This is a genomic window from Saccharopolyspora halophila (genome assembly GCF_039531955.1).
Taxonomy (GTDB): Bacteria; Actinomycetota; Actinomycetes; order Mycobacteriales; family Pseudonocardiaceae; genus Saccharopolyspora; species Saccharopolyspora halophila.
Window position 1 is genome coordinate 77,497 of the sequence record NZ_BAAARA010000023.1, and the last position, 24,215, is coordinate 101,711.

Consider the following 24,215-nt stretch of genomic DNA (forward strand, 5'->3'; position numbering starts at 1 on the left):
GTGCTTTGCTTGGCGGGGCGGGTAGCAGAACCTGGTCGGCTCCGTGGCTCCGTGCTCCGTGCGCCGCTCCTGATGTATGCCAATACGCGGCGTCCCGGCGTACTCGCCACGAAGCCGACCAGAACCCGCGGCGGTGCGAGCCGAGCCCCACACCTGAAACAGCGGCTGCCGCCGCATCCACAAACAGCTCCTCGGCGCCCGGGCCGCAGCCGTTCTCAGCGCGAGGTGCGGCGGTAGCTCCGCACCCGGACGATCTTGGCGGTCTTGGCCGCTCCGGCGAAGTGCAGCACGTGGCAGAAGGCCTCCTGCGCACCGTCGGGCCCGATGACCGCGCCGTCGACACCGGCCAGCCGCCCGTGGGTCAGCAGCGCCTCGAAGACCAGCTCATCGGCCGCGGGCAGTCCTGCGACCCAGTCGCGCACCGCGTCCGCGCCGACCAGCTCGGCGTCGCCGACCAGCGACCAGCGGACGTCCTCGGCCAGCAGGCCGACGACCGCGTCCGCGTCCGCTTCGGCGAGACCGATCACCAGGTCGCGCAGGATTTCCTTGCGCGGAGCGTTCCCGCAGTCTGGAGCTTCTCGAACGGCGACCACGCCGTCAGCCTAGGCCCCGAGACCGCCGAAAGCGCGAGATCCCACCGCGGCGAGCGGTGGGATCTCGCCGGTGGTGCCTTGTTTTGTGCAGTCCTTGCGGCACGCGGCGCAAGCCGCATGCGGTGCGGGACGCAGCCGGCACCGCTGCGGGTTCTCAGTCGTCGTCGGACGAGGACAGCCGCAGCGCCGCGCAGGTGGCTACTCAAGTCGCGGATCCCGCAGCCCGGCGGCGTCTGAGGTCCCGCTACCGGCACCGCCACGCAAACCCCAAGCTGAAACATCTCCTCAGTTGTGCTGCTGGGCCAGCAGCTGCTCGAACGGGATCGGGTTCTCGAAGGCGTCCTCGCGCGCCGGGGCGGGCCGGTTGTCCACCAGGGCGGCGAGCTCGCCCGCCGCCCGCTCGACGCGGTCGGCCAGCGTGGCATCGCCACCGGTGGCCCAGTCCTCCGAGGCCGCGTACACCGAGGTCGGCACGACCAGGGCGTGCAGGTAGCTGAACAGCGGCCGCATCGCGTGCTCCAGCGCCAGCGAGTGCCGCGCCGAACCACCGGTCGCGCCCATCAGCACCGGCTTGCCGGTGAGGTCCTCGGCGTCGAACAGGTCGAAGAAGGACTTGAACAGCCCGCTGTAGGACGCCTGGAAGATCGGCGAGACCACGATCAGCCCGTCGGCACCGCGCACCGCGTCGAGCGCCTCTTCCAGAGCAGGGCTCGGGAAGCCGGTGACGAAGTGGTTGGCGATGTCCTTGGCGTGCTCGCGCAGCTCGACGACCCGCGCGTTCGTCTCGAGCCCGCGCTGGGTGGCCGCGGTGAGCCGGTCGGCCAGCATCCGGGTCGACGACGGGTTGCTCAGCCCCGCCGAGATGACGACGAGTTCCCTCATTTCGCGGCCTCCGCGTTCTCGGCCTGCTGCTTGGCGGCCAGCAGGGACTGGTGGGTGGGCGCCTCCGGCACGTGGGCGGGCTTGAGCTTGGCGAACTCCTCGCGCAGCACCGGGACGACCTCCTCGCCGAGGATGTCGAGCTGCTCCAGCACGGTCTTGAGCGGCAGGCCCGCGTGGTCCATCAGGAACAGCTGGCGCTGGTAGTCGCCCACGCTCTCGCGGAAGCCCAGCGTGCGGTCGATGACCTGCTGCGGGCTGCCGACGGTCAGCGGGGTGGCCTCGCTGAACTCCTCCAGCGACGGTCCGCCGCCGTAGACCGGGGCGTCGTTGAAGTACGGGCGGAACTCCTCGACGGCGTCCTGCGAGTTCTTGCGCATGAACACCTGCCCGCCGAGGCCGACGACGGCCTGATCGGCCTTGCCGTGCCCGTAGTACTCGTAGCGCTGCCGGTAGAGCCGGACCATGCGCTTGGTGTGCTCGGCGGGCCAGAAGATGTTGTTGTGGAAGAACCCGTCGCCGTAGTAGGCGGCCTGCTCGGCGATCTCGGGCGAGCGGATCGAGCCGTGCCAGACGAACGGCGGCACGCCGTCCAGCGGCCGCGGGGTCGCGGTGAACGACTGCAGCGGGGTGCGGAACTTGCCCTCCCAGTCGACCACGTCCTCGCGCCACAACCGGTGCAGCAGCGCGTAGTTCTCCACCGCCAGCGGGATGCCCTGGCGGATGTCCTGGCCGAACCACGGGTAGACCGGGCCGGTGTTGCCGCGGCCCATCATCAGGTCGACGCGACCGCCCGCCAGGTGCTGCAGCATCGCGAAGTCCTCGGCGATCTTCACCGGGTCGTTGGTGGTGATCAGCGTCGTCGAGGTCGACAGCGTGATGCGCTCGGTCCGGGCCGCGATGTAGCCGAGCATGGTCGTCGGCGAGGAAGCCACGAACGGCGGGTTGTGGTGCTCACCGGTGGCGAAGACGTCGAGACCGACCTCCTCGGCCTTGAGCGCGATCCGCACCATGGCCTGGATCCGCTCGGCTTCGGAGGGGGTCCGGCCGTTGGTCGGGTCAGTCGTGACGTCGCTGACCGAGAAAACCCCGAACTGCATGTGAACTCCCCTGCTGACGCGACCCCGAGCCGGCTATTTCGAGGTTCAACTACTTCCACGAACGATTCTGCACCGGGAGGCATTCCCGCGGTAGGCAGCCACCTCCCCCGAGCGACGCAAATCACATGCGCGCACCGGGTACCCGACTCACCGGCGATGTACGGGCCCCGAGGCCGTCGGGATCGCTGCGTAAGATCCCCGTCGTGGCCTCCCCCGAACTCGCTTCAGCGACCGCGACCGACCAGGCGAACCCCGTCGACGTGCTGCGGCGGGTGTTCGGCTACGACTCGTTCCGCGGCACCCAGCAGGAGATCATCGGGCACGTCGTCAGCGGCGGCGACGCCCTGGTGCTGATGCCCACCGGCGGCGGCAAGTCGCTGTGCTACCAGATCCCCGCTTTGGTGCGGCCGGGCGTGGGCGTGGTGGTCTCGCCGCTGATCGCGCTGATGCAGGACCAGGTGGACGCGCTCGAGGAGCTCGGCGTGCGCGCGGGCTTCCTCAACTCGACGCAGGACCACGCGCAACGCCGCAGCACCGAGCAGGCATTCCTGGCGGGCGAGCTGGACGTGCTCTACCTGGCCCCGGAACGGCTCAAGCTGGACACCACGCTGGACCTGCTCGACCGGGGCGAGGTGTCGGTGTTCGCCATCGACGAGGCGCACTGCGTGGCGCAGTGGGGCCACGACTTCCGCCCGGACTACCTGGAGCTGTCGGTGCTGCACCGGCGCTACCCGGACGTGCCGCGCATCGCGCTGACGGCCACGGCCACCCCGGCCACCCGCGAGGAGATCGCCGAGCGGCTGCAGCTGACCGAGGCGCGGCACTTCGTCGCCGACTTCGATCGCCCCAACATCCAGTACCGGATCGCGCCGAAGAACGACCCGCGCAAGCAGCTGCTCAAGCTGCTGCAGGACGAGCACCCCGGGGACGCGGGCATCGTCTACCGGCTCTCGCGGGCCGAGGTGGAGCGCACCGCCGAGTTCCTGAGCTCCAACGGGATCAATGCGCTGCCGTACCACGCGGGGCTGGACAAGCCCACCCGAGCCGAGCACCAGTCCCGGTTCCTCCGCGAGGACGGCGTGGTCATGGTCGCGACCATCGCCTTCGGCATGGGCATCGACAAGCCCGATGTCCGGTTCGTGGCGCACCTGGACCTGCCCAAGTCGATCGAGGGCTACTACCAGGAGACCGGGCGCGCGGGCCGCGACGGGCTGCCGTCGACGGCCTGGATGGCCTACGGCCTGCAGGACGTCATGCAGCAGCGCAAGATGATCGACAACTCCGACGGCGACGAGGCGCACCGCCGGATGCTGGGCAGGCACCTGGACTCGATGCTGGCCCTGTGCGAAACGGTCGAGTGCCGGCGCAGCAGGCTGCTCGCCTACTTCGGCCAGGACGCCGCCCAGCCGTGCGGCAACTGCGACACGTGCCTCACCCCGCCGGAGTCCTGGGACGGCACGGTCGCCGCGCAGAAGCTGCTGTCGACGATCGTGCGGCTCAAGCGCGAGCGCAACCAGAAGTTCGGCGCCGGGCAGATCATCGACATCCTGCGCGGCAAGAACACCACCAAGGTCGAGCAGTTCCAGCACGCCGAGCTCAGCGTCTTCGGCGTGGGCTCCGATCTCGGCGACAACGAGTGGCGCGGGGTCATCCGGCAGCTGCTCGCGCAAGGTCTGCTGGCCGTCGAGGGCGACTACGGCACGCTGGTGCTCACCGACGTCAGCGGCGAGGTGCTGCGCCGGGAGGACCCGCGCCAGGTCTGGTTGCGCACCGAACCCAAGCGCACCCCGCAGGCCAAGGCGAAGGCCAAGGACACCAAGCGCGCACCGCAGGAGATGCCGGACGAGGCCGAGCCGGTGTTCCAGAAGCTGCGCGCCTGGCGGATGGAGACGGCCCGCGAGGAGGGCAAGGCTCCGTTCATCATCTTCCACGACGCGACGCTGCGGCAGATCGCGGCCGTGCAGCCGACCACGCTGGACGAGCTGGCCGCGATCAGCGGTGTCGGCGAGGGCAAGCTCAACCGCTACGGGCAAGCCGTTCTCGCCGCGCTGGCCGCACCGGAGGAGGAGTGACCGGCGCGGTCACCGGGCTCGCTCGTCAGCGCTCGCTGTTCGAATCGGCCATGACCCGGTAGCGATCGCCTCGGGCCGCACCGCCCGGTACGAGTTCCTCGAGCCGGGCGGGTTCCGCGTCGCCTAACATCACGCGGGTGCTTTCGATCATGGTCTCGACCTGGTCGAGGCGCCGCGCGCCGATCACCGGCAGGATGCCCTCGCCCTGCGCAACCGGGATTTCCGACCCCTGGGAGCGGCACGAGGTCTCCGTCCACCAGGACCGGAAGCGCCTGCTGCACCCGGTGGTCGGCGACCTGCACCTGAGCTGCGAAACGCTCACGCCGGACGCCGACACCAGGCCGCTGGCCCACTTCCCCGCCGAGGGCACCGATTCCCGCGAGAACCCGCTGCAGGTCATCGGAACCCGGTCGGTGCCGGCCCGCTCATCGCAGGACTTCGTGCAACGAGGTCTCCCGCCACTGCCGGAGCAGCTCGGAGAACTCCAGCGCGTCACCGGCGTATCCCGGTCGCTTCCGGGTGAGCTGACCTTCCGAGTTGTAATACCCCGGGGTGCACTCGGCGAGCACGTCGATGGGGAGGGCCTCCCGCTCCATCCGGTCGACCCACGCCTGCTCGGCTCGCTCGGTGGGTTCGATGCACCGCGCCCCGCGCGCTTCGGCCTGCCCGACGAGCCCGGCGACGTGCACGGCCTGCTCGTCGAGCACGTGCGAGAAGTTCACCGAGACCGCGTTCTGGCCCACACCCAGGCAGAACAGGTTCGGGAACCCGTTGCTGGTCAGGCCGTGCAGGCTGCGCAGCCCGCGCGCGCAGTGCTCCGCGAGGGTGCGCTCGCGGCCGCGGATCGGCGTGCCCGCGAAGGCCGGATGCCCCGCGCCCACGTCAAAGCCGGTGGCGAAGACGATGCAGTCGACGACGTGCTCGACGCCGTCGACGACGATGCCGTTCTCGGTGATGCGCTCGACGCCGTGCCCGGCGGTGCTGATCAGCTCGACGTCGTCCCGGTTGAAGGCCTGCAGGTACTCGTCGCTGAAGGTCGGTCGCTTGCACACGTGCCGGTACCAGGGCTTGAGCGCCTCGGCGGTGGCGGGATCGGAGACCACCTCGTCGACGCGGGCGCGCAGGGCGCTCATCTTCCGGTGATCGGCGATCTCCGCGCGCAGCTCCGGATCGTCACCGGTTTCGGCCCGGCTGTAGCGGGTGAGCTCGCCCCAGGCGTCGACCTGTTCGTCGTCTCCGCCCTTGCCGTGCACGACGCGCAGGAAGTTGTCCCGCCGGCGCTGGTGCCATCCGGGGTCGAGGCTCGCGGCCCACTCGGGATCGGTGGGCGCGTTGCCGCGCACGTCCACGGCCGAGGGCGTGCGCTGGAAGACCAGGAGCCGTTCGGCGTCCTCGGCCACTGCGGGCACGACCTGGATCGCGGTAGCCCCGGTGCCGATGAGCGCGACGCGCTTGTCGGCGAGCCGGTCCATTCCGCCGTACTGGTCGCCACCGGTGTAGCCGTAGTCCCAGCGGGAGGTGTGGAAGGTGTGCCCGCGGTAGTCGTCGATGCCGGGAATCCCGGGCAGCTTGGGACGGCTGAACGGTCCGCTGGAGATGATCACGTACTTGGCGCGCATCTCGTCGCCGCGGTCGGTGCGCACCGTCCAGCGCAGCGCCGACTCGTCCCAGGCCATCTCGCTGACCTCGGTCTGGAAGCAGGCGTCGCGGTAGAGGTCGAAGTGCTTGGCGATGCGCTGCGCGTGCCGCCGGATCTCCTCGCCCCTGGAGTAGCGCTCGCTGGGCACGAAACCGGTCTCCTCCAGCAGCGGGAGGTAGATGTAGGACTCGATGTCGCAGCGCACGCCCGGGTAGCGGTTCCAGTACCAGGTGCCGCCGACGTCGCCGCCCTTCTCCACGACGCGGATCGAGTCCACCCCGGCCTGCCGCAGCCGCGTCCCGGCCAGCAATCCGCCCAGACCGCCGCCGATGACCAGCGCCTCGACCTCGTCGGTCAGCGGCTCGCGCTGGATCTCCTCGGCGTAGGGGTCCTCCACGTAGTAGCCGAAGTCGCCTTCGGGGGCGACGTACTGACGCGCACCGTCCGGCCGCAGTCGCTTGTCGCGCTCGGCCCGGTAGCGGGCTCGCAGTTCCTCGATCTCGGAGTCGAGCATGATCCCTCCCATTTAAGTCAGCTGACTGAATTAAACCAGCCGACCGAGAACCGGGACGAACCGCGCCCCCGAAACGAAACCGCACCATTGATCAACACGGCTACACTCGCCGTGACCCACACGTCTCCGCGCACGCAGGAAGCGGACCCTTGACCTTCTCCTCCGCCTGAGGGCGGGGTTTTCCATCGGGCTCCTCCCGATGGTTCCTGCTTCACCGCCGACTGCCCCGTCCGGGAGGACTCCCGTTGAGGTCTGACACCGGCCCCACGGGCCGACACCGCCAGCCCGGCGGCCAAGATGTTCTTCGCGGCATTGACGTCGCGGTCGTGCGTGGTCTCGCACCCGGAACAGGTCCACGTACGGACGTTTCGCGGCATCTTCCCGGTGAGCCGACCGCACACCGAGCACGTCTCGCTGGAGGGGAACCACTGGTCGACCGCGATCACCTCGCGGCCGTCGCGGGAAGCCTCGCACTCCAGCACGGTGCGCGACTGCGACCACGAGGCGTCCGAGATCGCGCGCACGAACGTGCCGTTGCCCAGCGTCCCGCGCACGTCGAGGTCCTCGATCACGACCGTTTGGTTCTCGCGGACGAGTCGAGTGGTGACCTCGTGCAGATGATCCCGCCCGCGGTCGGTGATGCGCGCGCGCACGCGGGCGACCTTCCGGCGGGACGCGACCGAACCTGCGCGGCGACTTCTGCCGCTGCGCATCGGTCGGACAGAAGCGGTACTCGTACGCCCGCCCACCTCCGCCCCACCCATGTCTCACAGGCATGTCAACTTGTAGGCACCGATCTCGGGTGGTCACCACGCACCACTCGAGACCGGCTCCTCCCCCACCCGAAGGCAGAGGGCTTCCGCCGATTGGAGTTCCCATGAGCATCGACACGACGGTCGCGCACAACGCGCGGGTCTGGAACTACTGGCTGAACGGCAAGGACCACTACGAGGTGGACCGCCAGGTCGGCGAGCACGTGATCAGCATGTTCCCGTCGATCGCCGAGGTCGCCCAAGCCGACCGCGCCTTCCTGCGCCGGGTCGTGCGCCACCTTGCGGGCGAAGCGGACATCGACCAGTTCCTGGACATCGGCACCGGCCTGCCCACCGCGGACAACACCCACCAGGTCGCGCAGCAGATCAACCCGGCCGCACACATCGTCTACGTCGACAACGATCCGCTGGTGCTCACCCACGCCCGCGCGCTGCTGACCAGCACCCCCGAGGGACGCACGGACTACATCGAGGCCGACGCCCACGACCCGGAGGCCATCGTCCGGACGGCCGCCCGCACCCTCGACTTCAGCAAGCCGGTCGGGGTCATGCTGCTCGGCGTCCTCAACTTCATCGTCGACACCGAGAAGGCGGCGGCCACGGTTCGGCACCTGGTCGAGGCGGTCCCCAGCGGCAGCTACGTGGCCATCTCGCACCCCACGACCGAGCTGGGCGGCGAGGCCAACCGCGAGGCGATGGCCTTCTGGAACGAGAACGCCACCCCCGCGATCACCGCTCGCGCGGGCGAGGACATCGACGCCTTCGTCAACGACCTCGGTCTCGAGGTCCTCGAACCGGGACTGGTCTCCTGCGCGGACTGGCGCCCGGACGTCCAGGGCGGCAAGCCCAGCGACATCCCCCAGTACGCGATCGTCGCCCGAAAGCCCTGACACGGCCGGGAGACCGGCTTCGCCGGAGATCGTTCCTCGACCGGAGAACGATCTCCGGTGAGACGTCCGAGATCAGCTGAGACCGACGCTCAGCCGTCCAATCGCCCGGCCTTGACCTCCGCCAGGAACGACTTCCAGGCCGAGCTCCCGAAGACGAAGGCAACACCATCGGGGTCCTTGCTGTCGCGAACAGCCCGGGCGTCCTCGAGAGACGCGACCTCGACGCAGTTGTGATTTCCAGTGCTGCGGCTGGGCTTTCGCCAAGCCACTTGGCCGAGGTCCGGGGCTCGCATAGCGCCTCCTAAGTCAACTCCTCGATGCGGCGCTGCAGCAGCTTCGCCGATTCCCGGTCACCAAGCGCCGCAACCCTCAGCCTATCGAAAACCTCGCCGTACATTGCCGTGTGATGCGCTCGGTCCAGGTAATCGGCATCCGTGAGACCTTCCAGGTAGGCGAAGGTGGCGACCGGATCTGCCAGGTGCAGCAGGGTGAACGATGCCCCCATGGCGACGTGTTCCCCCGATTTGAACGGGAGGATCTGGATAGTCACGTTCCTGCGCCCGCCGAGCTCCAGCAGCTGCCGAAGTTCCGCACGAAGGACTTCAGGGCCACCGACCTCCCGGTACAGCACGGCCTCACCCAGAACAACCCAGAGCGAAGGCGCCTCAGGAGAACTCAACCGGTCACAACGCTGCACTCGCTCGGCAACCCGCGTCTCGATCTCGTCCGGCGTGTTGGCGAGCGAGTTCCCCAGAATCGCCCGGGCATAGCCCGCCGTTTGCAACATCCCAGGCACGACTTCCCCGTCGTAGAACTTGACCTCGCTTGCCGCTGCTTCCAGGGCGACGTACGTCTGACCCCAGTCCGGGACTCGCGACGGCCGATCCCGTTTGCGAGCTTCGGCACCGAGGCGGCGGACCTTCTCCGCTTCTTCGCCCTGAACTCCGTAGAGCTCGATCAGCCTGTCGATCTCGGGGAGGCTGATGGTGACGTCGCCCTTCTCCAACTTGGTCACCTTGGCCACGTACCAGCCAAGCTGCGGGGCGACCTCCTTCGGCTTCGCGCCGGCGCGCTCGCGCAGCAGGCGCAGCACGATCCCCAGTTGAACCCGCCGCACGGCGGGATTGAGCGCTTCTGCGGTGACCATGCTGTGGATCTTGCCGTCACCCGAAGCCCGTGTCACGCACCGTAATCACTTCGGGCGAATCCGTGTTGGGAATTCCCACAACGGCCTTCCGCTACCGCTATGTTCCCGACCGAGATGCGGTGATCGCGGTCACTCGCCATCGTACGACCGCCCCGGAAGCCCCGGACAACACCCCGAAGGAGAGCCCGCATGCCCGCCGACCCGGCACTCCCCCGCCACTTCTGGCTGCCGATCCCCGCCGGTGATCAGAACAGCGGCAAGCGCCACGCCTTCCGCGGACGCCGCTGGGAAGGCGAGCGCAGCGGCACCACCGTCTGCGCCGAGGAGGTCCCGATGGCCAGGCCTTCGGAGATGGACTGGATCACCCTCCCGACCTGCCTCAACTGCTACGAAATACTCCGCAAGGAACAGGACTAGCTGCGCGTGGCCGAGACGCGATTCAGCCGAACGCTCCTGACCGCGCACGCTCCAGCCCTGCCGCAGTCCCCAGCTCCGGACGAGCCGACACGTTCTCGAGGTCGAGTTCCACAGGCGTCGGCTCAGTCCGCGCCCGAGGTGGGCGTCACCTGTGGATGAGGGGTGCACAGCGGTTCCGGTACCTTGGCCTACTGCTGGGTAGGGAGGTTCGGCGATGTACCGGTGGGCCGGTTGGGTGGCTCGGGCCGCGGCGCGAAAGCTGCGGAACGGGGCCGCGATCACCGCGGACACGCCCGAGGGGCGGCAGTTCGGGGCTTTCGGGCCGGGGTCCGCTCTGGCGTTCCCGCAGGGGGCGTTGACCGGGGTCGACCGGGTCAAGGTCGGGGCCGGGTGCATCGTCAACGAGCACACCGTCTTCTCCGCTGGCCTGCCCGGGGCGAACCTGGGCAGGGGCGAGCCGATGATCGAGATCGGCGACCGGTGCGTGCTGGGCCGCAACGCCGAGATCCTCGCGATGCACTCGGTGGTGCTCGGCGAGGACGTGTGGACCGCCAGCCGGGTCACCATCGTCGATCACCACCACCGGCACGATCTCCCCGATGTGCCGGTCGCCGCGCAGTGGCCCCTGCATGTCCAAGGGGTGACCGTGGGCTCCGGGACCGTGATCAGCACCGGAGCCGTGATCCTCGCCGGGGCGCACATCGGGGAGAACTCGATGGTCGCCTCCGGTTCGCAGGTGCGAGCCGGAACCTACCCGCCGAACAGCGTCCTGGCCGGCGTCCCCGCACGCGTGATCCGCACGCACGAGCCCCAACGCGACGCCGTCTAGGGGCTTGTTGAGCAACGCGGCGCAGCCGCTGTTCCAGGGGTGCGACTCAAGCCGCGCCGCAGCGGGGTCTGACGCGGTGCGGCGAGGGCAGCCGCGACGCCGGGCCGCTACTCAAGGAGCGGATCCCGCGACCACACGGCGCGTCAGGTTCCGCCACCCGCACCCGCCACGCAAACCCCGAGCTGGAACAGTCCCTAAGTGGTCAGGAGTTCCAGGGCTATGACCTGCACCTCGCCTACCGCGAACCCCAGCAGCGCACCGGTCGCGATGAGCAGCCACTCCTCCTGCCGGAACGCGGGACGCAGCAGCTCCTCGAACTCCTCCGGTTCGAGCTCCTGCATCCTGGTGGTGAGCGTGTTGCGGATGTCCATGGCGTCCGCGGCGTAGTTCTCCACGTAGCTCATGGTGTCGGGCAACTTGGTCATCAACATCTCGGCGATGCGCTGCTTGAGGTCCTGATAGCGCCTGCCACCGACGGCGAAGACCACCAGCGGCTTGGCGATGCTGGTGCGCCGGTTGAGCTCCTCGTCGACCTTGCGGGTCACCAGCGCCAGCACCTTGTCCGACAGCGGACCGCGCAGCACCGCCTCGATGACGTTGCGCGGGGTGACGATCTCCTTGGAGATCAGGTCCGCGTAGGCCGCGGCGACCTCCTTGCGGCGCTTGAGGAACAGGCCCTGCCACTCGAAGCCGAAGTAGCGCCTCGGCTCCAGCGGCCGGAAGATCATCTTCAGCGCGAGCCAATCGGTGAACCAGCCGGTGAACAGGCCGAACAGCGGCATCAGGATCGGTTCCTTGAACACCACCCAGGCGACCATCTGCACCAGGCCGATGATGAATCCGAACGCCGCCCCCGAGCGGCGGATGAACTGGAACTCCTTGTCCCCGGCCTCCAGGAAGATCCGGTTGAGCAGTTCCTTGTCCCGGACCAGGCTCGTCACGACCATCGTCTTGAGGTCGAAGACGTTGTCCACATCGGACTTGATCTCGTCGAGGATCTCGCTGAGCATCCTCGGCGCGTCCGCCTGCACCCTGCTGACCATGGCGCGGCGCACCGACGCCGGGGTCGCCTCCCAGAGCCCCGGCTGATAGGTGGTGGCGACCTCCTCGACGATCTCCTCGATCGTCTGCCGCAACGGCCGGTCCACCTCGGCGACCAGGCGTTCCGCGTCCAGCCGGTCGACAACCTCGCGCGGGCTCAGCAGCTGCTGAGTCAGCGTGTCGCACGCGATTCCCGCCATCTTCGCCGCGTGCTTCGGCACCACGCCCTGCCAGCCGAAGTAGGGCTTGAAACCCTTGAACTCCAGCGGGAAGAACATCATCTTGATGGCCAGGACCTTGGTCACGTAGCCGATCAACGCCGCCACGATCGGAATGGAGAGATAGATCATCCAGTACTGCTCGAAATCCTGGAGAATCGCTCCCATCCTCACACCCTCTCCCCGAATCGCCTGCGTGGCAACGCTCCTACGCGGAGTGAGCCTACCTGGCTACTCAGCGCTCAAGGCGGTGCCGGGGTCCGGGAGCGAAGCGGGATCACACCGTTTCCAAAATCTCGCGCCCAAATCGGAAATTCGCACACTCCGCCGCACCACTCGGGCGGATTTGGCCATTTGCAAAGCCTCTCGGACCCGCGCTTCGGTCTGCAGAATCTGGTACTGATCGTCGAGCCCTTCCAGCGCGGGGCCGATCTCGATCAGCCCCAGGGCCTGCAACCGCGCGAGGTAGTGCGGCACCTCCTCGTGCAGCGTCACGCCGACCGCGCGTCCGACGGTGGAGCCGTTGCGCAGCGCGAACCTGCTGCTTCCCGTGATGCCGGAGCGCTCGGTAACGTGCACCACCGGATAGGCGGCGCCATCGCTCAAACCGGCCAGGATGCGCGCCTCATCGGGCACGATCAGCTGCAGGATGCTCTTGTAGAGCTGTTCGCGGGCGTGCTCGCGCCGGTTGGTGGCCGATCGGAACAGCAGCTCGGACATCGTCTCGCGCAGCGCGTCCGGAACCGGCTCCAGCTGCGACCCGGCTTCCTTCTCGGCCGACTCCTCGGCGTCCTCGTCGTGTCCGCGCTCCCGCTCGTCGACCGACTCCGCCCACTGGCGAACACCGGACGCCACGACCTTCTCCGCGCTGTGCACCTGGCGCTCGAACTCGGCGCCACCGGGGAGCTCGCGCACGATCCCCATGCCGGTGCCGGCCAGGTCCTTGCCCGCGCGCGCCGCCCAGCCCAGCAGCCCGCCGACGACGTTCGAGACGGACGAACGGCCGGCGTCCTCCGCCTCGACCGGCCGGCTCAGCTCGATCTCCCCTGCCACGAATCGGCCCCCTAGTAAGCTTCCACCACCCGCTGATCACGACGTGCTCGCCGATCAGTGGTGTGCGGAGTATCGCCCGCCGAGGGCCTTGCTGACCAGAGCATTCAGATTACGGAACGGTTCTGGCTCGCTCCCGGAGCACGTTCTTCTGCAGCTTGCCGGTGGAGGTCTTGGGCAGGTCGCCGAACACGATGCGCTTGGGAACCTTGAAATGCGCGATCCGATTCCGGACGAACGCGACGAGTTCCGCTTCGTCCAGACTCGCCGACTCGCGCGCGGTCACGTACGCGATGGGGACCTCGCCCCACTTGTCGTGCGGAGCGGCCACGACAGCGGCCTCCAGGACGTCGGGATGCGCGGTCAGCGCGTTCTCCACCTCGATCGAGGTGATGTTCTCACCGCCCGAGATGATCACGTCCTTGATCCGGTCGCGCAGCTCCATGTATCCGTCGGGATGGCAGACGCCCAGGTCACCGGTGCGGAACCAGCCGTCGAGGGTGGCCGCAGCGGTGGCCTCCTCGTCGCGGTAGTAACCGAGCATGACGTCGTTGCCGCGCAGCAGGACCTCGCCCGGTGTGCGCCCGTCGGCCGGAACGTCCTCGCCGGTCGCCGGATCGACCACGCGCACGGGTTCGGCGATGACGTTGGCGATGCCCTGCCGGGCGATCAACCCGGCCCGTTGTTCCAGGTCCCCGGGCCACTCCGGCTGCGGCTCGCACACGGCCGCGGGCCCGAAGGTCTCGGTGAGCCCGTACAGGTGCTGGATGTCGATGCCCAGCTCGCCCATCCTGGCCAGCAGCGCGGGCCACGGCGGAGCGCCGCCGGAGAAGACCCGCAGGGTCCGGTCCAAACGGGCCGCACCGGGGTGTTCGGCGAGCATGGTCAGCACCGTGGGCGCGCCGCAGAAGTGCGTGATCCCCTCGGTGGCGATCACCCGCCAGATCTCGGCCGGGTCGACCCCGCGCAGGCAGTGGTGCACGCCGCCCGCAGCGGTGACCGCCCAGGGGAAGCACCAGCCGTTGCAGTGGAACATGGGCAAGGTCCACAGGTAGCGGCTACCGGTGTCCAGCTTGGCGTGGAAGGCCATGGCCATGGCCTGCAGGTAGGCGCCGCGGTGGTGGTACATCACGCCCTTGGGCCTGCCCGTCGTGCCCGAGGTGTAGTTGATCGACAGCAGCGAACGCTCGTCGGAGACCTCCACCCGGTGCTCCTCGGACGAGTCCACGAGATCGTCGTAGCCGCTGGAGTCGATCACCGGGAGGGGCTCGTCCATCGCCTCGTCCAGGACGCCGCGGTACTCGGCGTCGGCCAGCACCAGGCTCGCGCCGCTGTGCCGCAGGATGTAGCCGATCTCGGCGGGCGCCAGGCGGGTGTTCAGCGCGACCAGCACCGCTCCGGCGAGCGGGACGCCGTAGTGCGCCTCCAGGAGCAGGTGCGTGTTCGGCGCGAGCACCGCGACCCGATCACCGGGCTGGACGCCCCTGGCCCGAAGCAGCCCGGCCAGCCGTTGCACCCGCTGCCACAGCTGCGCGTAGTTCCAGCGGTGCTCGCCGTCGACGACGGCAGGTCGGTCGGCGAAGACCGCGGCCGCCCGCTCCAGAAACGAGACCGGGGTCAACTCCCGAAACGCGATTCCACTCAAGGCACGCCTCCGTCCACCCGACGCCGGGTCGCACGAAGCCTAACGACCCGAACAACCCGGGCAATGACATTCCTGAGCGGCCGCGTCGCGCTCATCCCTTCACGCAGACCACCTGCTTGAGCTGGGCGACGACTTCGACAAGATCGCGCTGCGCCCGGATCACCGCGTCGATGTCCTTGTACGCCGAGGGGATCTCGTCGACGACCGCGCCGTCCTTGCGGCACTCCACGCCTGCCGTCTGCGCGGCCAGGTCGTCGGCGCTGAAGGTCTTCTTCGCCTTCCGCCGGGACATCCGCCGCCCGGCGCCGTGCGAGGCCGATCGGAACGACTCCGGGTTCCCCAGTCCGCGCACGATGTAGGAGCCGGTTCCCATGCTGCCCGGGATGATGCCCATCTCGCCCGAGCCCGCGCGGATCGCGCCCTTGCGCGTCACCAGCACGTCCACTCCGTCGAAGGTCTCCTCGGCGACGTAGTTGTGATGGCACGAGATCGGCTCGTCGAACCGGGTGCCGGGCACCACCTCGGCCAGCGCGGACTGCACCAGCGCCACCATCGTCGCCCGGTTGCGGGCCGCGTACTCCTGGGCCCAGAACAGATCTCCGCGGTAAGCCGCCATCTCGGGCGTGTCCGCCACGAACACCGCGAGGTCCGGATCGGGCAGGTCCGCGTTGTGCGGCAAGCCGCGCGCGGCGTCGATGTGCCGCTTGGCGAGCTCGTTGCCGATGCCCCGCGATCCGGAGTGCAGCATCAGCCACACCCGGCCCGCGTCCTCGCCGCCCTGCTCCAGGCACACCTCGATGAAATGATTTCCGCCGCCCAGGCTGCCGATCTGGCGGCGGGCGCGCTCCCGCAGCGACTGCACGTCGGGGTGCAGCTCGGCGAACCGCGCCCAGAAGTCGTCCCACCCGCCGGTACCGGGCACCCGATCCGGATTCACCGGCGTCTCGTGCATCGCGAACCCGACCGGCACGGCCGACTCGATGCGCCGCCGCAACCGCCCCAGGTCATCGGGCAGATCCGCGGCGGTCAGCGAGGTGCGCACCGCGCTCATCCCGCAGCCGATGTCCACCCCGACCGCCGCGGGCGAGACGGCGTCGCGCATGGCCAGCACGCTGCCGACCGTGGCGCCCTTGCCGTAGTGCACGTCGGGCATCACGGCCACGCCGTGGATCCACGGCAGGTTCGAGGCGTTGCGCAGCTGCCCCAGTGCCGCGTCCTCGATGGAATCGGGGTCGGCCCACATCCGGATCGGGACCCGGCCGCCCTCGACGGTCCGCATCAGGTCCTCCAGTCACTCGCGATCGACGACCTAGGACATTGCCCAATTCACCGCTGCTCTGGAAACAGAATTCTGCCACAACTATGCGTCGTCTGCCCCACGCAACTCAGGAGGCTGTTCGAGGTTTTGCTGCCGCTTCTTCTGCTCTGATTTCAATCTGTGCACCTGTTCAGAGAATTCCTCCAAAGCCTCCTTATCACTCAGCTTCTTGTATCGACCAATTCCCACTTCGAGAGCCTCCCACTCTTCCTCGATGGAATCCGCAGTCTGCTGTAGATAAAAGCTACGCTCCTTGTATTTGAAATACCCCAAGAATCCGCTCGACGCACCGACGAGAAACGTCACCCCTAAGATCGCCCAACGAACTTCTGGTATGGCCCCGGCCACGCCAGAAGCCGCCGTCGAGGAAAGCGACCCCAGAATCAGCACCCCTTGGAGGATGTTATTCACACGGCGGTACTTCTTACTTTCACCTCGGAGACTTTCAATATCCGAATAGGCATCTTCCTTGTACGCTAAACGTCGCACGCGTGTGTTGAACCCGGCATTAGAGATCGTCAGCTTTCGCGACTCTCTAACACGGGCAACGTCGAGCTCAAGCTGCCCCTCCTTTTTCCTGCTGTTATCTTTCCCTTTCGGTCCGCCTGGGTGAAACTTTGCACTCAGCGAATAAGCAGCAAAAGCCAAGCTCATCGGCATACCTGGAATAACGATCGCTAGGTACAATGCACCAGTGACCCATGGCAGCCACCATAGAACATAGAATCCCAGTAGGAGCACCGGACCCAAAACAAGAGAAAGATTGCCCCAATTCCGCCGTCGCCGAGCAACCCTAATGTCGTGCTCGAGCTCGCGTATTTGGTGATTAATGTACAGCAGCTTCTCATTTGGCGTCGACACTTCGCGCGCATCAGGCAACAGGTTCTCCTGTTCGAACAAGCAGCTGGTAATCCATAAATTCTCTTCTAGCTCGGGTCGTCGGAACTCGGGATTAGGATGACACTAGAAGTGGATACCTTGTGCGCATGCCCTTTAGAGGCGATGACTACACCGGTGCAAAAGTCAATTATTCGCCGCGCGGTACGTTCATCAGCCGCCGTTAAGTCAAGTACGCTCACCCGCTTTGCCGCCATGTTCCCATGAATATCCTGGACGGCCTCGCGGTACTCAGTCGGAGCCAACCTGACCGTGCCCCGCAGGTGAATAACTGGGTCCGCACGCGAGGGGGCAGCCAATGAAGTCAATTCCTCGGATTCGTTAACCCACTCGCCGATACGAACCAATGAAGAATCACCAGAGTCGGTAATCTCCCTGGAAGGAGAGGCAACGGGAGCTAGATTCCCCCTCGCCGTCAGACGGAGCGCAACGCGCGATCCAATCCAGAGAATAAAACAAACCGTAACGGGCCATACCAGTATCTGAAGGTACCCTAACGCCAACTGCGCAAACGCCATGCCCTGCATCATACAATTCAGAGTTCCAACAGTCAGGCGCTTGCGAAATTTTCTGGAATTTTCATTTCACCTATTTGGAGTCTTGCGTTCAGCCAGGACAACTGCGCTACCTGGGGATGAACACCATATTGGACACAAGGCTTTCACTTGACGTCTAATTCGGCTTGAAATGGCAAGCGTCGAGTACGAGTCGAAGTCCCTTATTCCATCGGCGTCGCGCGATGCACCGACCGGGGGGCGTCTTCAACGCGGCTGAGTCAACGCATTAGGAACGGCTCACGTGGAACCACGCCGTAGATCTGAACTACGGTGCTAGCCTACCCACATTAAAAGAAGCACGGGTTGCCGTGAACTCCTACCGGCCGCGACCACATCCACGGCTCAGCCGAAGAAGCCGCCCGGCTTGTCGTTCCGGTCGGCGATCAGGCCCGCGAGAGTGGCGATGGCGATCTCCGGGGGCGTCCGGGACCCGATGTTGAGCCCGATCGGGCGGTGGACGCGCTTGATGTCGTCCTCCGGGACGTCCAGGGCGCGCAGGGCCTCGACGTGCGGGCCCTGGTGGCGCGGGTTGCCCATGATGCCCACCCAGCGGGCGTCGCGCTCCAGGACGTCGCGCAGGACCGGGCCGAGCTCGTCCCGGTGGTGATCGGTGAGCACCACGTCCACGCCCGGCCCCAGCTCCGGCACCGAGGTCACCGCCTCGTGCTCGGCCGCTCGCGCGGCATCCGGTTCGATCAGGATCGTGGCGTAGCCGAGGTCGCGGCCGTAGCGCAGCAGGTGCTCGGCCACCGGGGAGGCGAACACCGCCGCCAGGACCTTCTCGCCGGTGTCCACCGGAACCTCGACGTGACCGTGCGCGACGGCGCAAGCAACATCCTCAGCCATGAGGCCAGAATGCCATGCGCGTGGCAGGCACCACACGGGGTCGCCGGCCCGGGCGGGTTCGGGGCGGCGGTGGAGCCGCCGCTGCCGTTGCGGGCTCCGCAGGCCCGGCCGCGGATCCCGAGCGGCTTCGCGGCGACCGTCCTGACGCCGCCTCGATGCGACGCGCGGAGGTCCGCGAAACCGCTCGGCTCCGGCGACCGCACCGCAAAACCCTTCCCGAACAGCTCCTACAGCCGAACGGCGGTGGCCAACCAGGCCGGAGCGTCCACCAGGTCCCCGTCGCCGACGCCGAACGCGGTGGCGTGCTCGCCGCGCGCCACGCCCCGGTAGGTGGTCTCCCGGACGCCCTCCAGCCGCCAGCCGTCGGCGAAGGCCGCCGCGAACGCCGACCTCGGTACCACCGGCCCGAGGGCGGGCTCGGCGTCGGCCAGCGCGAGCACGTGCACGCGCGCGCCCGGCCCGCACGCGCGATGCAGACCGTCCGCGTAGCGCCGCTGGTCGTCGGCGTCGAAGACGTGGAACAGCGCGCTGTCGACGACCGTGTCGTACGGGCCGCCGGGCGGCTCCATCGCATCGCCCACGGCGAACCGGGCGTCGATCCCCCGCTTGGAGGCGTTGGTCTCGGCGAGTTCGATCGCGTTCGGTGCCGCGTCCACGCCGAGCACCTGGTAGCCCCGCTCGGCCAGCAGCATCGTGTGCTCGCCGGTGCCGCAGCCCGGATCGAGCACCGCTCCGGCGATCTCCCCGGCGGCCTCGAGCTCGAGCACCGCGGGCTGCGGCGCTCCGATGACCCACGGCGGGCTGCCGTTGGCGTAGGCCTCGGTGAATACAGACGGCTCCACTGTTGTTCCCATCGAGTGCTCCTTCCGTCAGCACGTGCTCGACCAGCCTGCGACTTCCAGCGCACTCGAGGTCAACACCGCCCGGAAGGACCGGAACGCCCGACTTCGGACGTGACGCGGACCACGACACCCCGCACTTGGAATTACTCCGGCTTCGCTTATGTTGGTTGATAGCAGCAGGCTCAACTAGATGGCGGCGTTGGAGAGCAACACCGCCGCGAGGAGGTTTGAGATGGCGACGTTCTTCGGACCGGTCGGCGGCCCGTTCGACGAGTACTTCGCGCGCTTCTTCGGGGCCGACGACGCCGCGTCCGGCTCACGTCGGGTGGACATCACCGAACTGCTCACCGAGCAGGCGCAGCAGCTGTTGGGCACCGGGGCGCAGATCGCGCACGAGCGCGGCCAGGAGGCCCTGGACGCCCTGCACCTGCTGTGGGCGGCCACCAAGCAGGAGCCGACGCGCTCCCGGCTGCAGCAGGTCGGTGTGGACCCCGACTCGTTCGCCAAGGAAGTCGAGGCGCACCTGCCCGCGGCGAAGGACCGCGCGCGGGACGAGTCCGTGACGCTGACCCTTGCGGCGCGCACCGCGCTCGCCGACGCCCACCGGATCTCCCGGGCTCTGGGTTCGACCTACATCGGCCCGCAGCACGTGCTGTTCGCGCTGTCGGCTAACCCCGAGACCGAGACCGGCAGGCTGCTGGGCGCCGCGGGGGCGAGCCCGGAAGCGCTGCGCGACGCGGAGCAGCACCCGCAGCAGGGCCAGGCCACCGCGACCGGCACCACGTCGGCCGAGAGCGAGACCCCGACCCTGGACACCTACGGGCGGGACCTCACCGAGCTGGCTCGGGACGACAAGCTCGACCCGGTGATCGGCCGGGCCGACGAGATCGAGCAGACCATCGAGATCCTGTCCCGTCGCACCAAGAACAACCCCGTGCTCATCGGCGAGGCCGGCGTCGGCAAGACCGCCGTCGTCGAGGGCCTGGCCCAGCGCGTGGCCTCCGGTGACGTGCCCGCCGTGCTGACCGGCAAGCGGGTCGTGCAGCTGGACCTCTCCGGCATGTTGGCCGGCACCCGCTACCGGGGTGATTTCGAGGAGCGGATGACCAAGGTGATCGACGAGATCACCGAGCACACCGACGAGCTGATCGTGTTCATCGACGAGGTGCACACCGTGGTCGGCGCCGGTGGCGCCGAGGGCGCCATGGACGCGGGCAACATCCTCAAGCCCCGGCTGGCGCGCGGTGAGCTGCACGTGGTCGGTGCCACCACGCTCGAGGAGTACCGCAAGAACATCGAGAAGGACGCGGCGCTGGAGCGCCGTTTCCAGCCGGTGCAGGTGCCCGAGCCGAGCGTGGACAACACGATCGCGATCCTGCGGGGCCTGCAGGACCGGTACGAGCAGCACCACGACGTGCACTACACCGACGAGGCAGTGCAGGCGGCGGCCCGGTTGTCCGACCAGTACGTCAACGACCGCTTCCTGCCGGACAAGGCCATCGACCTCATCGACCAGGCCGGTGCGCGCAAGCGCCTCAACTCGGGCGCGTCGGACTCCAAGCAGATCCGGGAGCGCATCGCGCGGCTCGAGGAGGCCAAGAACGAGGCCGTCTCCCAGGAGGACTACGAACGGGCTTCGAGCGTGCGCGACGAGATCACCGCCGAGCAGGACAAGCTGGGCGACGAGACGGCCGGGTCCCTGGAGGTCTCCGCTGCCGACATCGCCGAGGTGATCTCGCGGGCGACCGGCATCCCGGTGTCGCGGCTGACCGCGGCCGAGAAGGTCCGGCTGCAGAACCTGGAGTCCGAGCTGCACCAGCGGGTCATCGGCCAGGACGACGCGGTGCGGGCGCTGTCCCGTGCGGTGCGCCGCGCGCGCAGCGGCCTGGGCGAGCCGGGCAAGCCGGTGGGCAGCTTCCTGTTCCTGGGCCCGACCGGTGTCGGCAAGACCGAGCTGGCCAAGGCCCTGGCGGAGTCGCTGTTCGGCGACGAGCAGCGGATGATCCGGCTGGACATGAGCGAGTTCCAGGAGCGGCACACCGCGAGCCGGCTGGTCGGGGCTCCTCCGGGCTACGTCGGCCACGGCGAGGCCGGTGAGCTGACCGAGACCGTTCGGCGCAACCCGTACTCCGTGGTGCTGCTGGACGAGATCGAGAAGGCCCACCCGGACGTGTTCAACACGCTGCTGCAGGTGCTCGACGACGGCAGGCTCACCGATGGTCAGGGCCGCACGGTGGACTTCAGCAACACCGTGCTGATCATGACCTCGAACCTGGGTTCGGAGATCGTCTCCAGCGCGGGCGGCAGGATCGGCTTCACCGCGGGCAGCCCGACGCAGGACCTCGAGGAGCGGATCATGCCGAAGCTCAAGGAGGCGTTCCGGCCCGAGTTCCTCAACCGGATCAACGAAACCGTGGTGTTCCGGCGGCTGGACGGCGAGCAGCTGCACGCCATCACCCGGATGCTGCTGGAGCGCACGACGGCGAAGCTGAACGAGCTGGGCGTCGAGGTCACCTTCGACGACGACGCGGTCGCCTGGATCGCCGAGCGGGGCTACCAGCCCGAGTTCGGTGCGCGGCCGCTGCGGCGGGCCATCGAGCGCGAGCTCGACGACCGGATCAGCGACCTGCTGCTCGACGGCGAGCTCACCGAGGGCACTCGGCTGCGCGTAGGCACCGCCGACGGTCAGCTGGACCTGCGGGTGGAGGTCCCGGCCGCGGTCTGAGCGCGATGAGAAGGGGCGGGCACTCGACCGAGTGCCCGCCCCCGTTGCGTACCCGAGGGTTTCCTTCCATTCTCCAACGCGCTGACCTGGCGCGATCCCGTTACGGTGAAAACGCGAACACCCCGGTTGGACCCTTCACAGCGAGGTGCCAACGTTGCAATACTTGGTCAACGAGGCGGTACAACCCGGCGGAGGTAGCCATGCTCCCCAGGGAAGAACGGCGCCGCCTGCAGGAGATCGAGCAGCAGCTCGCTGAGGACGATCCCCGGCTCGCGCGCAAGATGGACCAGACCAGCACGGTGGGATATCTGCGGGCCCGCCTTTCCACAACGAACCTGCTGGCGGTGTTCTCCGGTGTCCTGGCGGTCATCTGCCTGTTCCTCGGCGAGGGCGGTGCGATGCTCACCGCCGTGTTCACCGCCGGACTGCTGCTGGCCGCGAACGCCGTCCAGCTCCGGTTGAGCTGATCCGCGGTGGCTTGAGCGGGGTTTCCCCACGCGCCGATGTGCTCCGACACACCGGCGGTTCCCGTGTGGTCGAGCAGCGCTCCCGCGAGGAGAATCGCCGGTGGATCTTCGCGGCTAGTTGGGAGTTCGAATGACCGCTGTGGCGTTTCTGGGCACCGGCACGATGGGCTTTCCGATGGTGCGCAACCTGCGCGCCGCCGGGTTCGACGTCCGGGCGTGGAACCGCACCCGGAACAAGGCCGAACCCCTCACCGAGCACGGCGCCGTGGTCGCCGATTCCCCCGCCGAAGCCGCGCGGGGCGCCGATTTCCTGATCACGATGCTGCTCGACGGCGACTCCACCGTGAACGCGGGCCGGGAGGCCGCCGAGGTGCTCAACCCGGGCGGGGTGTGGGTGCAGATGGGCACCATCGGGATCCCCGCGACCGAGCAGGCGTGCGCGGCGGCGGGCGAGGTCCCGTTGGTGGACGCCCCGGTGCTGGGCACCAAAGCGCCCGCGGAGAACGCGCAGCTGGTGGTGCTGGCAGCGGGCCCGGCACAGGTGCGCGACCGGGTGCAGCCGCTGTTCGACGCCGTGGGATCGAAGACCCAGTGGGTCGGCGAGGACGCCGCGCAGGCCGCGGGAACGCGGCTGAAGCTGGTGGCCAACAACTGGGTGCTGACGCTGACCAACGCCGTCGCCGAGACGATCGGCCTCGCCGAGGACCTGGGCGTGGACCCGAAGGACTTCCTGGGCGCGATCGAGGGCACTGCGACCGATTCCGCCTACGCGCACCTCAAGGGCAAGGCGATCATCGAGGACGACTTCACGCCCGCCTTCACCCTCAGCGGGGCGGCCAAGGACGCCGGCCTCATCGGTCAGGCGGCCAGCTCCGACATCCGCCTGGACCTGTCCCAGGCCGTGCGGGAACGCTTCGCACGGGCGCTCAACGCCGGTCACGGCGACAAGGACATGGCTGCCGTCTACTTCGCCTCGCGCCCGTAGCGCCGCGTTCCGGAGGTGTTCGGGTGGGCTCGCACAGCCCACCCGAGCCCGCGACCGCACGCCACCGGACGCTCCGCGGCTCGCCGCCCGGTTCGCCCGGGCAGGTTTCTCATCCGCTCGTTCCCGCGCGAAGGCGCGCGTCGAGGGCGTCCATCACTTCGGCGATGTCACGGCCGCGTCCACTCACGCGGGGATAGCGGCGCAACACCTCCACCAGGGTGGCGGTCGCGTCCTGCAGCACTGCCGCTTCGGCTTCCGCTCGCGCCAGCGGGTTCACCGGGCCCAGCTGCAGGGCCAGGACGGTGTGCGCCGGACCCCGCAGGACGTGGCCGACCTGCGCGCCGTCGGCGAGCGGGTGGACGTAGGCGGACGCCGCCGCGTCGCCGGCGGCCATCGCCGCATGCGAAGCAGCTGGGGAGACCTCCTTCGCCGCGCGGTGAGCCGCCGGTGCGCTGCTGCGCTGCGCCCGCGATCGCGGTCCCCCGCGAACGAAGTCCGCAGCCGCCGCCAGTGCCTGCCTGGGGCGCTCGTCGTGCGGGTGCGCGGCCTCGAAGAGATCGATGACGCGCAGGGCGCAGGCCAGGTTGAACGCGGTCACCGCCCGGATCTCGTCCATCGACAGGTCGAAGTCCGGGGTGCGCGGGACGGGCGACCCCGGCGCGCCGTTGGCGGCCATGCACCGCATCGTAACTTCGCCTCGACGGTGCGGGGTCCAAACCCGATTCCTCGGTGGCGCCCGGAGGGCAGCCCGCACAGATCGCCCGGGCCCAC

Annotated in this window: 23 protein-coding genes and 1 pseudogene; 8 read left to right on the plus strand and 16 right to left on the minus strand. The window is 68.5% G+C overall.

What is annotated here, in order from left to right; genetic code table 11:
• Positions 1–215: 215 nt before the first annotated feature.
• From ABD289_RS23375 to ABD289_RS23385, 3 genes are all read right to left on the minus strand, one after another.
• On the minus strand, positions 216–593 hold the full coding sequence (locus tag ABD289_RS23375) for a nuclear transport factor 2 family protein (protein ID WP_344137081.1): 378 nt from the start codon (positions 591–593) through the stop codon (positions 216–218).
• A 285-nt stretch (positions 594–878) separates the two neighbouring features.
• Positions 879–1,475 (minus strand): FMN reductase, encoded by a 597-nt coding sequence (locus tag ABD289_RS23380; RefSeq protein ID WP_344137084.1) that lies wholly within the window; start codon positions 1,473–1,475, stop codon positions 879–881.
• Positions 1,472–2,572, minus strand: a complete 1,101-nt coding sequence (locus tag ABD289_RS23385) for an LLM class flavin-dependent oxidoreductase (RefSeq protein ID WP_344137087.1) — start codon at positions 2,570–2,572, stop codon at positions 1,472–1,474. The genes ABD289_RS23380 and ABD289_RS23385 overlap by 4 nt, the downstream gene beginning before the upstream one ends.
• Before the next feature lie 203 nt (positions 2,573–2,775).
• On the opposite strand from ABD289_RS23385, the gene recQ reads away from it, so the two are divergent.
• Together recQ and ABD289_RS25420 are read left to right on the plus strand one after the other, a co-directional pair.
• Entirely contained in the window at positions 2,776–4,644 is a 1,869-nt protein-coding gene (gene recQ / locus ABD289_RS23390; RefSeq protein WP_344137090.1) for a DNA helicase RecQ, read from the plus strand.
• 194 nt (positions 4,645–4,838) lie between these two features.
• Positions 4,839–4,970, plus strand: a pseudogene (locus tag ABD289_RS25420) (MmyB family transcriptional regulator); the annotation flags it as partial.
• A gap of 99 nt (positions 4,971–5,069) precedes the next feature.
• Here the strand turns inward: ABD289_RS25420 and ABD289_RS23400 are convergent.
• Both ABD289_RS23400 and ABD289_RS23405 read right to left on the minus strand, forming a co-directional pair.
• The gene (locus ABD289_RS23400) at positions 5,070–6,797 is read right to left on the minus strand and encodes a flavin-containing monooxygenase (RefSeq protein ID WP_344137096.1); all 1,728 of its coding nucleotides are present in this window, start codon (positions 6,795–6,797) and stop codon (positions 5,070–5,072) included.
• A 17-nt stretch (positions 6,798–6,814) separates the two neighbouring features.
• Positions 6,815–7,561: an RNA-guided endonuclease TnpB family protein gene (locus tag ABD289_RS23405; RefSeq protein ID WP_344137099.1), complete on the minus strand. Its 747-nt coding sequence runs from the start codon at positions 7,559–7,561 to the stop codon at positions 6,815–6,817.
• A gap of 113 nt (positions 7,562–7,674) precedes the next feature.
• On the opposite strand from ABD289_RS23405, the gene ABD289_RS23410 reads away from it, so the two are divergent.
• Positions 7,675–8,460, plus strand: coding sequence for an SAM-dependent methyltransferase (locus tag ABD289_RS23410; RefSeq protein ID WP_344137102.1), 786 nt, complete (start codon positions 7,675–7,677; stop codon positions 8,458–8,460).
• Positions 8,461–8,549: 89 nt separating this feature from the next.
• On the opposite strand, the gene ABD289_RS23415 is transcribed toward ABD289_RS23410, so the two are convergent.
• Positions 8,550–8,753, minus strand: coding sequence for a DUF397 domain-containing protein (locus ABD289_RS23415; protein ID WP_344137105.1), 204 nt, complete (start codon positions 8,751–8,753; stop codon positions 8,550–8,552).
• An 8-nt stretch (positions 8,754–8,761) separates the two neighbouring features.
• Complete coding sequence (locus ABD289_RS23420) at positions 8,762–9,607, minus strand: helix-turn-helix domain-containing protein (RefSeq protein WP_344137108.1); 846 nt, start codon at positions 9,605–9,607, stop codon at positions 8,762–8,764.
• A 189-nt stretch (positions 9,608–9,796) separates the two neighbouring features.
• Here ABD289_RS23420 and ABD289_RS23425 point away from each other — a divergent pair, with 189 nt between their 5' ends.
• Both ABD289_RS23425 and ABD289_RS23430 read left to right on the plus strand, forming a co-directional pair.
• Positions 9,797–10,024, plus strand: a complete 228-nt coding sequence (locus tag ABD289_RS23425) for a hypothetical protein (RefSeq protein ID WP_344137111.1) — start codon at positions 9,797–9,799, stop codon at positions 10,022–10,024.
• A 214-nt stretch (positions 10,025–10,238) separates the two neighbouring features.
• Entirely contained in the window at positions 10,239–10,853 is a 615-nt protein-coding gene (locus tag ABD289_RS23430) for an acyltransferase (RefSeq protein ID WP_344137114.1), read from the plus strand.
• 194 nt (positions 10,854–11,047) lie between these two features.
• Here the strand turns inward: ABD289_RS23430 and ABD289_RS23435 are convergent, their stop codons facing one another.
• The 8 genes from ABD289_RS23435 to ABD289_RS23465 form a co-directional block, all read right to left on the minus strand.
• Complete coding sequence (locus ABD289_RS23435; protein ID WP_344137117.1) at positions 11,048–12,280, minus strand: DUF445 domain-containing protein; 1,233 nt, start codon at positions 12,278–12,280, stop codon at positions 11,048–11,050.
• 63 nt (positions 12,281–12,343) lie between these two features.
• On the minus strand, positions 12,344–13,165 hold the full coding sequence (locus ABD289_RS23440) for an Abi-alpha family protein (RefSeq protein ID WP_344137120.1): 822 nt from the start codon (positions 13,163–13,165) through the stop codon (positions 12,344–12,346).
• A gap of 109 nt (positions 13,166–13,274) precedes the next feature.
• Positions 13,275–14,807 carry an acyl--CoA ligase family protein gene (locus ABD289_RS23445; protein WP_344137123.1) on the minus strand — a complete coding sequence of 511 codons (1,533 nt, stop codon included), beginning with the start codon at positions 14,805–14,807 and terminating at the stop codon, positions 13,275–13,277.
• Positions 14,808–14,898: 91 nt separating this feature from the next.
• Positions 14,899–16,086: an RtcB family protein gene (locus ABD289_RS23450; RefSeq protein ID WP_344137126.1), complete on the minus strand. Its 1,188-nt coding sequence runs from the start codon at positions 16,084–16,086 to the stop codon at positions 14,899–14,901.
• An 81-nt stretch (positions 16,087–16,167) separates the two neighbouring features.
• On the minus strand, positions 16,168–17,025 hold the full coding sequence (locus tag ABD289_RS23455) for an SLATT domain-containing protein (protein WP_344137129.1): 858 nt from the start codon (positions 17,023–17,025) through the stop codon (positions 16,168–16,170).
• A 26-nt stretch (positions 17,026–17,051) separates the two neighbouring features.
• Positions 17,052–17,552, minus strand: coding sequence for a cell division protein SepF (gene sepF, locus ABD289_RS25425; RefSeq protein ID WP_425564767.1), 501 nt, complete (start codon positions 17,550–17,552; stop codon positions 17,052–17,054).
• Positions 17,553–17,921: 369 nt separating this feature from the next.
• A complete protein-coding gene (locus ABD289_RS23460; protein WP_344137132.1) occupies positions 17,922–18,425 on the minus strand; it encodes an XdhC family protein in 504 nt (167 codons plus the stop codon).
• A gap of 227 nt (positions 18,426–18,652) precedes the next feature.
• Positions 18,653–19,279 (minus strand): class I SAM-dependent methyltransferase, encoded by a 627-nt coding sequence (locus ABD289_RS23465; RefSeq protein ID WP_344137135.1) that lies wholly within the window; start codon positions 19,277–19,279, stop codon positions 18,653–18,655.
• Positions 19,280–19,499: 220 nt separating this feature from the next.
• On the opposite strand from ABD289_RS23465, the gene ABD289_RS23470 reads away from it, so the two are divergent.
• The 3 genes from ABD289_RS23470 to ABD289_RS23480 all read left to right on the plus strand — a co-directional run bounded on the left by ABD289_RS23470 (position 19,500) and on the right by ABD289_RS23480 (position 23,444).
• Positions 19,500–21,992, plus strand: a complete 2,493-nt coding sequence (locus tag ABD289_RS23470) for an ATP-dependent Clp protease ATP-binding subunit (protein ID WP_344137138.1) — start codon at positions 19,500–19,502, stop codon at positions 21,990–21,992.
• 200 nt (positions 21,993–22,192) lie between these two features.
• A complete protein-coding gene (locus ABD289_RS23475; protein WP_344137141.1) occupies positions 22,193–22,459 on the plus strand; it encodes a DUF3040 domain-containing protein in 267 nt (88 codons plus the stop codon).
• 130 nt (positions 22,460–22,589) lie between these two features.
• Positions 22,590–23,444: an NAD(P)-dependent oxidoreductase gene (locus ABD289_RS23480; protein WP_344137144.1), complete on the plus strand. Its 855-nt coding sequence runs from the start codon at positions 22,590–22,592 to the stop codon at positions 23,442–23,444.
• A 109-nt stretch (positions 23,445–23,553) separates the two neighbouring features.
• Here the strand turns inward: ABD289_RS23480 and ABD289_RS23485 are convergent, their stop codons facing one another.
• Positions 23,554–24,120, minus strand: a complete 567-nt coding sequence (locus ABD289_RS23485) for a putative immunity protein (RefSeq protein WP_344137147.1) — start codon at positions 24,118–24,120, stop codon at positions 23,554–23,556.
• Between the last annotated feature and the right edge of the window lie 95 nt (positions 24,121–24,215).

Excerpts from the sequence above, each read along its gene's own strand:
- ABD289_RS23475 (WP_344137141.1), top strand. The coding sequence starts at position 22,193 with ATGCTCCCCAGGGAAGAACGGCGCCGCCTGCAGGAGATCGAGCAGCAG.
- ABD289_RS23470 (WP_344137138.1), top strand. The coding sequence starts at position 19,500 with ATGGCGACGTTCTTCGGACCGGTCGGCGGCCCGTTCGACGAGTACTTC.
- ABD289_RS23485 (WP_344137147.1), bottom strand. The coding sequence starts at position 24,120 with ATGGCCGCCAACGGCGCGCCGGGGTCGCCCGTCCCGCGCACCCCGGAC.
- ABD289_RS23460 (WP_344137132.1), bottom strand. The coding sequence starts at position 18,425 with ATGGCTGAGGATGTTGCTTGCGCCGTCGCGCACGGTCACGTCGAGGTT.
- ABD289_RS23450 (WP_344137126.1), bottom strand. The coding sequence starts at position 16,086 with ATGCGGACCGTCGAGGGCGGCCGGGTCCCGATCCGGATGTGGGCCGAC.
- ABD289_RS23380 (WP_344137084.1), bottom strand. The coding sequence starts at position 1,475 with ATGAGGGAACTCGTCGTCATCTCGGCGGGGCTGAGCAACCCGTCGTCG.
- ABD289_RS23465 (WP_344137135.1), bottom strand. The coding sequence starts at position 19,279 with ATGGGAACAACAGTGGAGCCGTCTGTATTCACCGAGGCCTACGCCAAC.
- ABD289_RS23415 (WP_344137105.1), bottom strand. The coding sequence starts at position 8,753 with ATGCGAGCCCCGGACCTCGGCCAAGTGGCTTGGCGAAAGCCCAGCCGC.
- ABD289_RS23420 (WP_344137108.1), bottom strand. The coding sequence starts at position 9,607 with ATGGTCACCGCAGAAGCGCTCAATCCCGCCGTGCGGCGGGTTCAACTG.
- ABD289_RS23405 (WP_344137099.1), bottom strand. The coding sequence starts at position 7,561 with ATGGGTGGGGCGGAGGTGGGCGGGCGTACGAGTACCGCTTCTGTCCGA.
- ABD289_RS23425 (WP_344137111.1), top strand. The coding sequence starts at position 9,797 with ATGCCCGCCGACCCGGCACTCCCCCGCCACTTCTGGCTGCCGATCCCC.
- ABD289_RS23400 (WP_344137096.1), bottom strand. The coding sequence starts at position 6,797 with ATGCTCGACTCCGAGATCGAGGAACTGCGAGCCCGCTACCGGGCCGAG.
- ABD289_RS23410 (WP_344137102.1), top strand. The coding sequence starts at position 7,675 with ATGAGCATCGACACGACGGTCGCGCACAACGCGCGGGTCTGGAACTAC.
- ABD289_RS23430 (WP_344137114.1), top strand. The coding sequence starts at position 10,239 with ATGTACCGGTGGGCCGGTTGGGTGGCTCGGGCCGCGGCGCGAAAGCTG.
- ABD289_RS23385 (WP_344137087.1), bottom strand. The coding sequence starts at position 2,572 with ATGCAGTTCGGGGTTTTCTCGGTCAGCGACGTCACGACTGACCCGACC.
- ABD289_RS23435 (WP_344137117.1), bottom strand. The coding sequence starts at position 12,280 with ATGGGAGCGATTCTCCAGGATTTCGAGCAGTACTGGATGATCTATCTC.
- sepF (WP_425564767.1), bottom strand. The coding sequence starts at position 17,552 with ATGATGCAGGGCATGGCGTTTGCGCAGTTGGCGTTAGGGTACCTTCAG.
- ABD289_RS23480 (WP_344137144.1), top strand. The coding sequence starts at position 22,590 with ATGACCGCTGTGGCGTTTCTGGGCACCGGCACGATGGGCTTTCCGATG.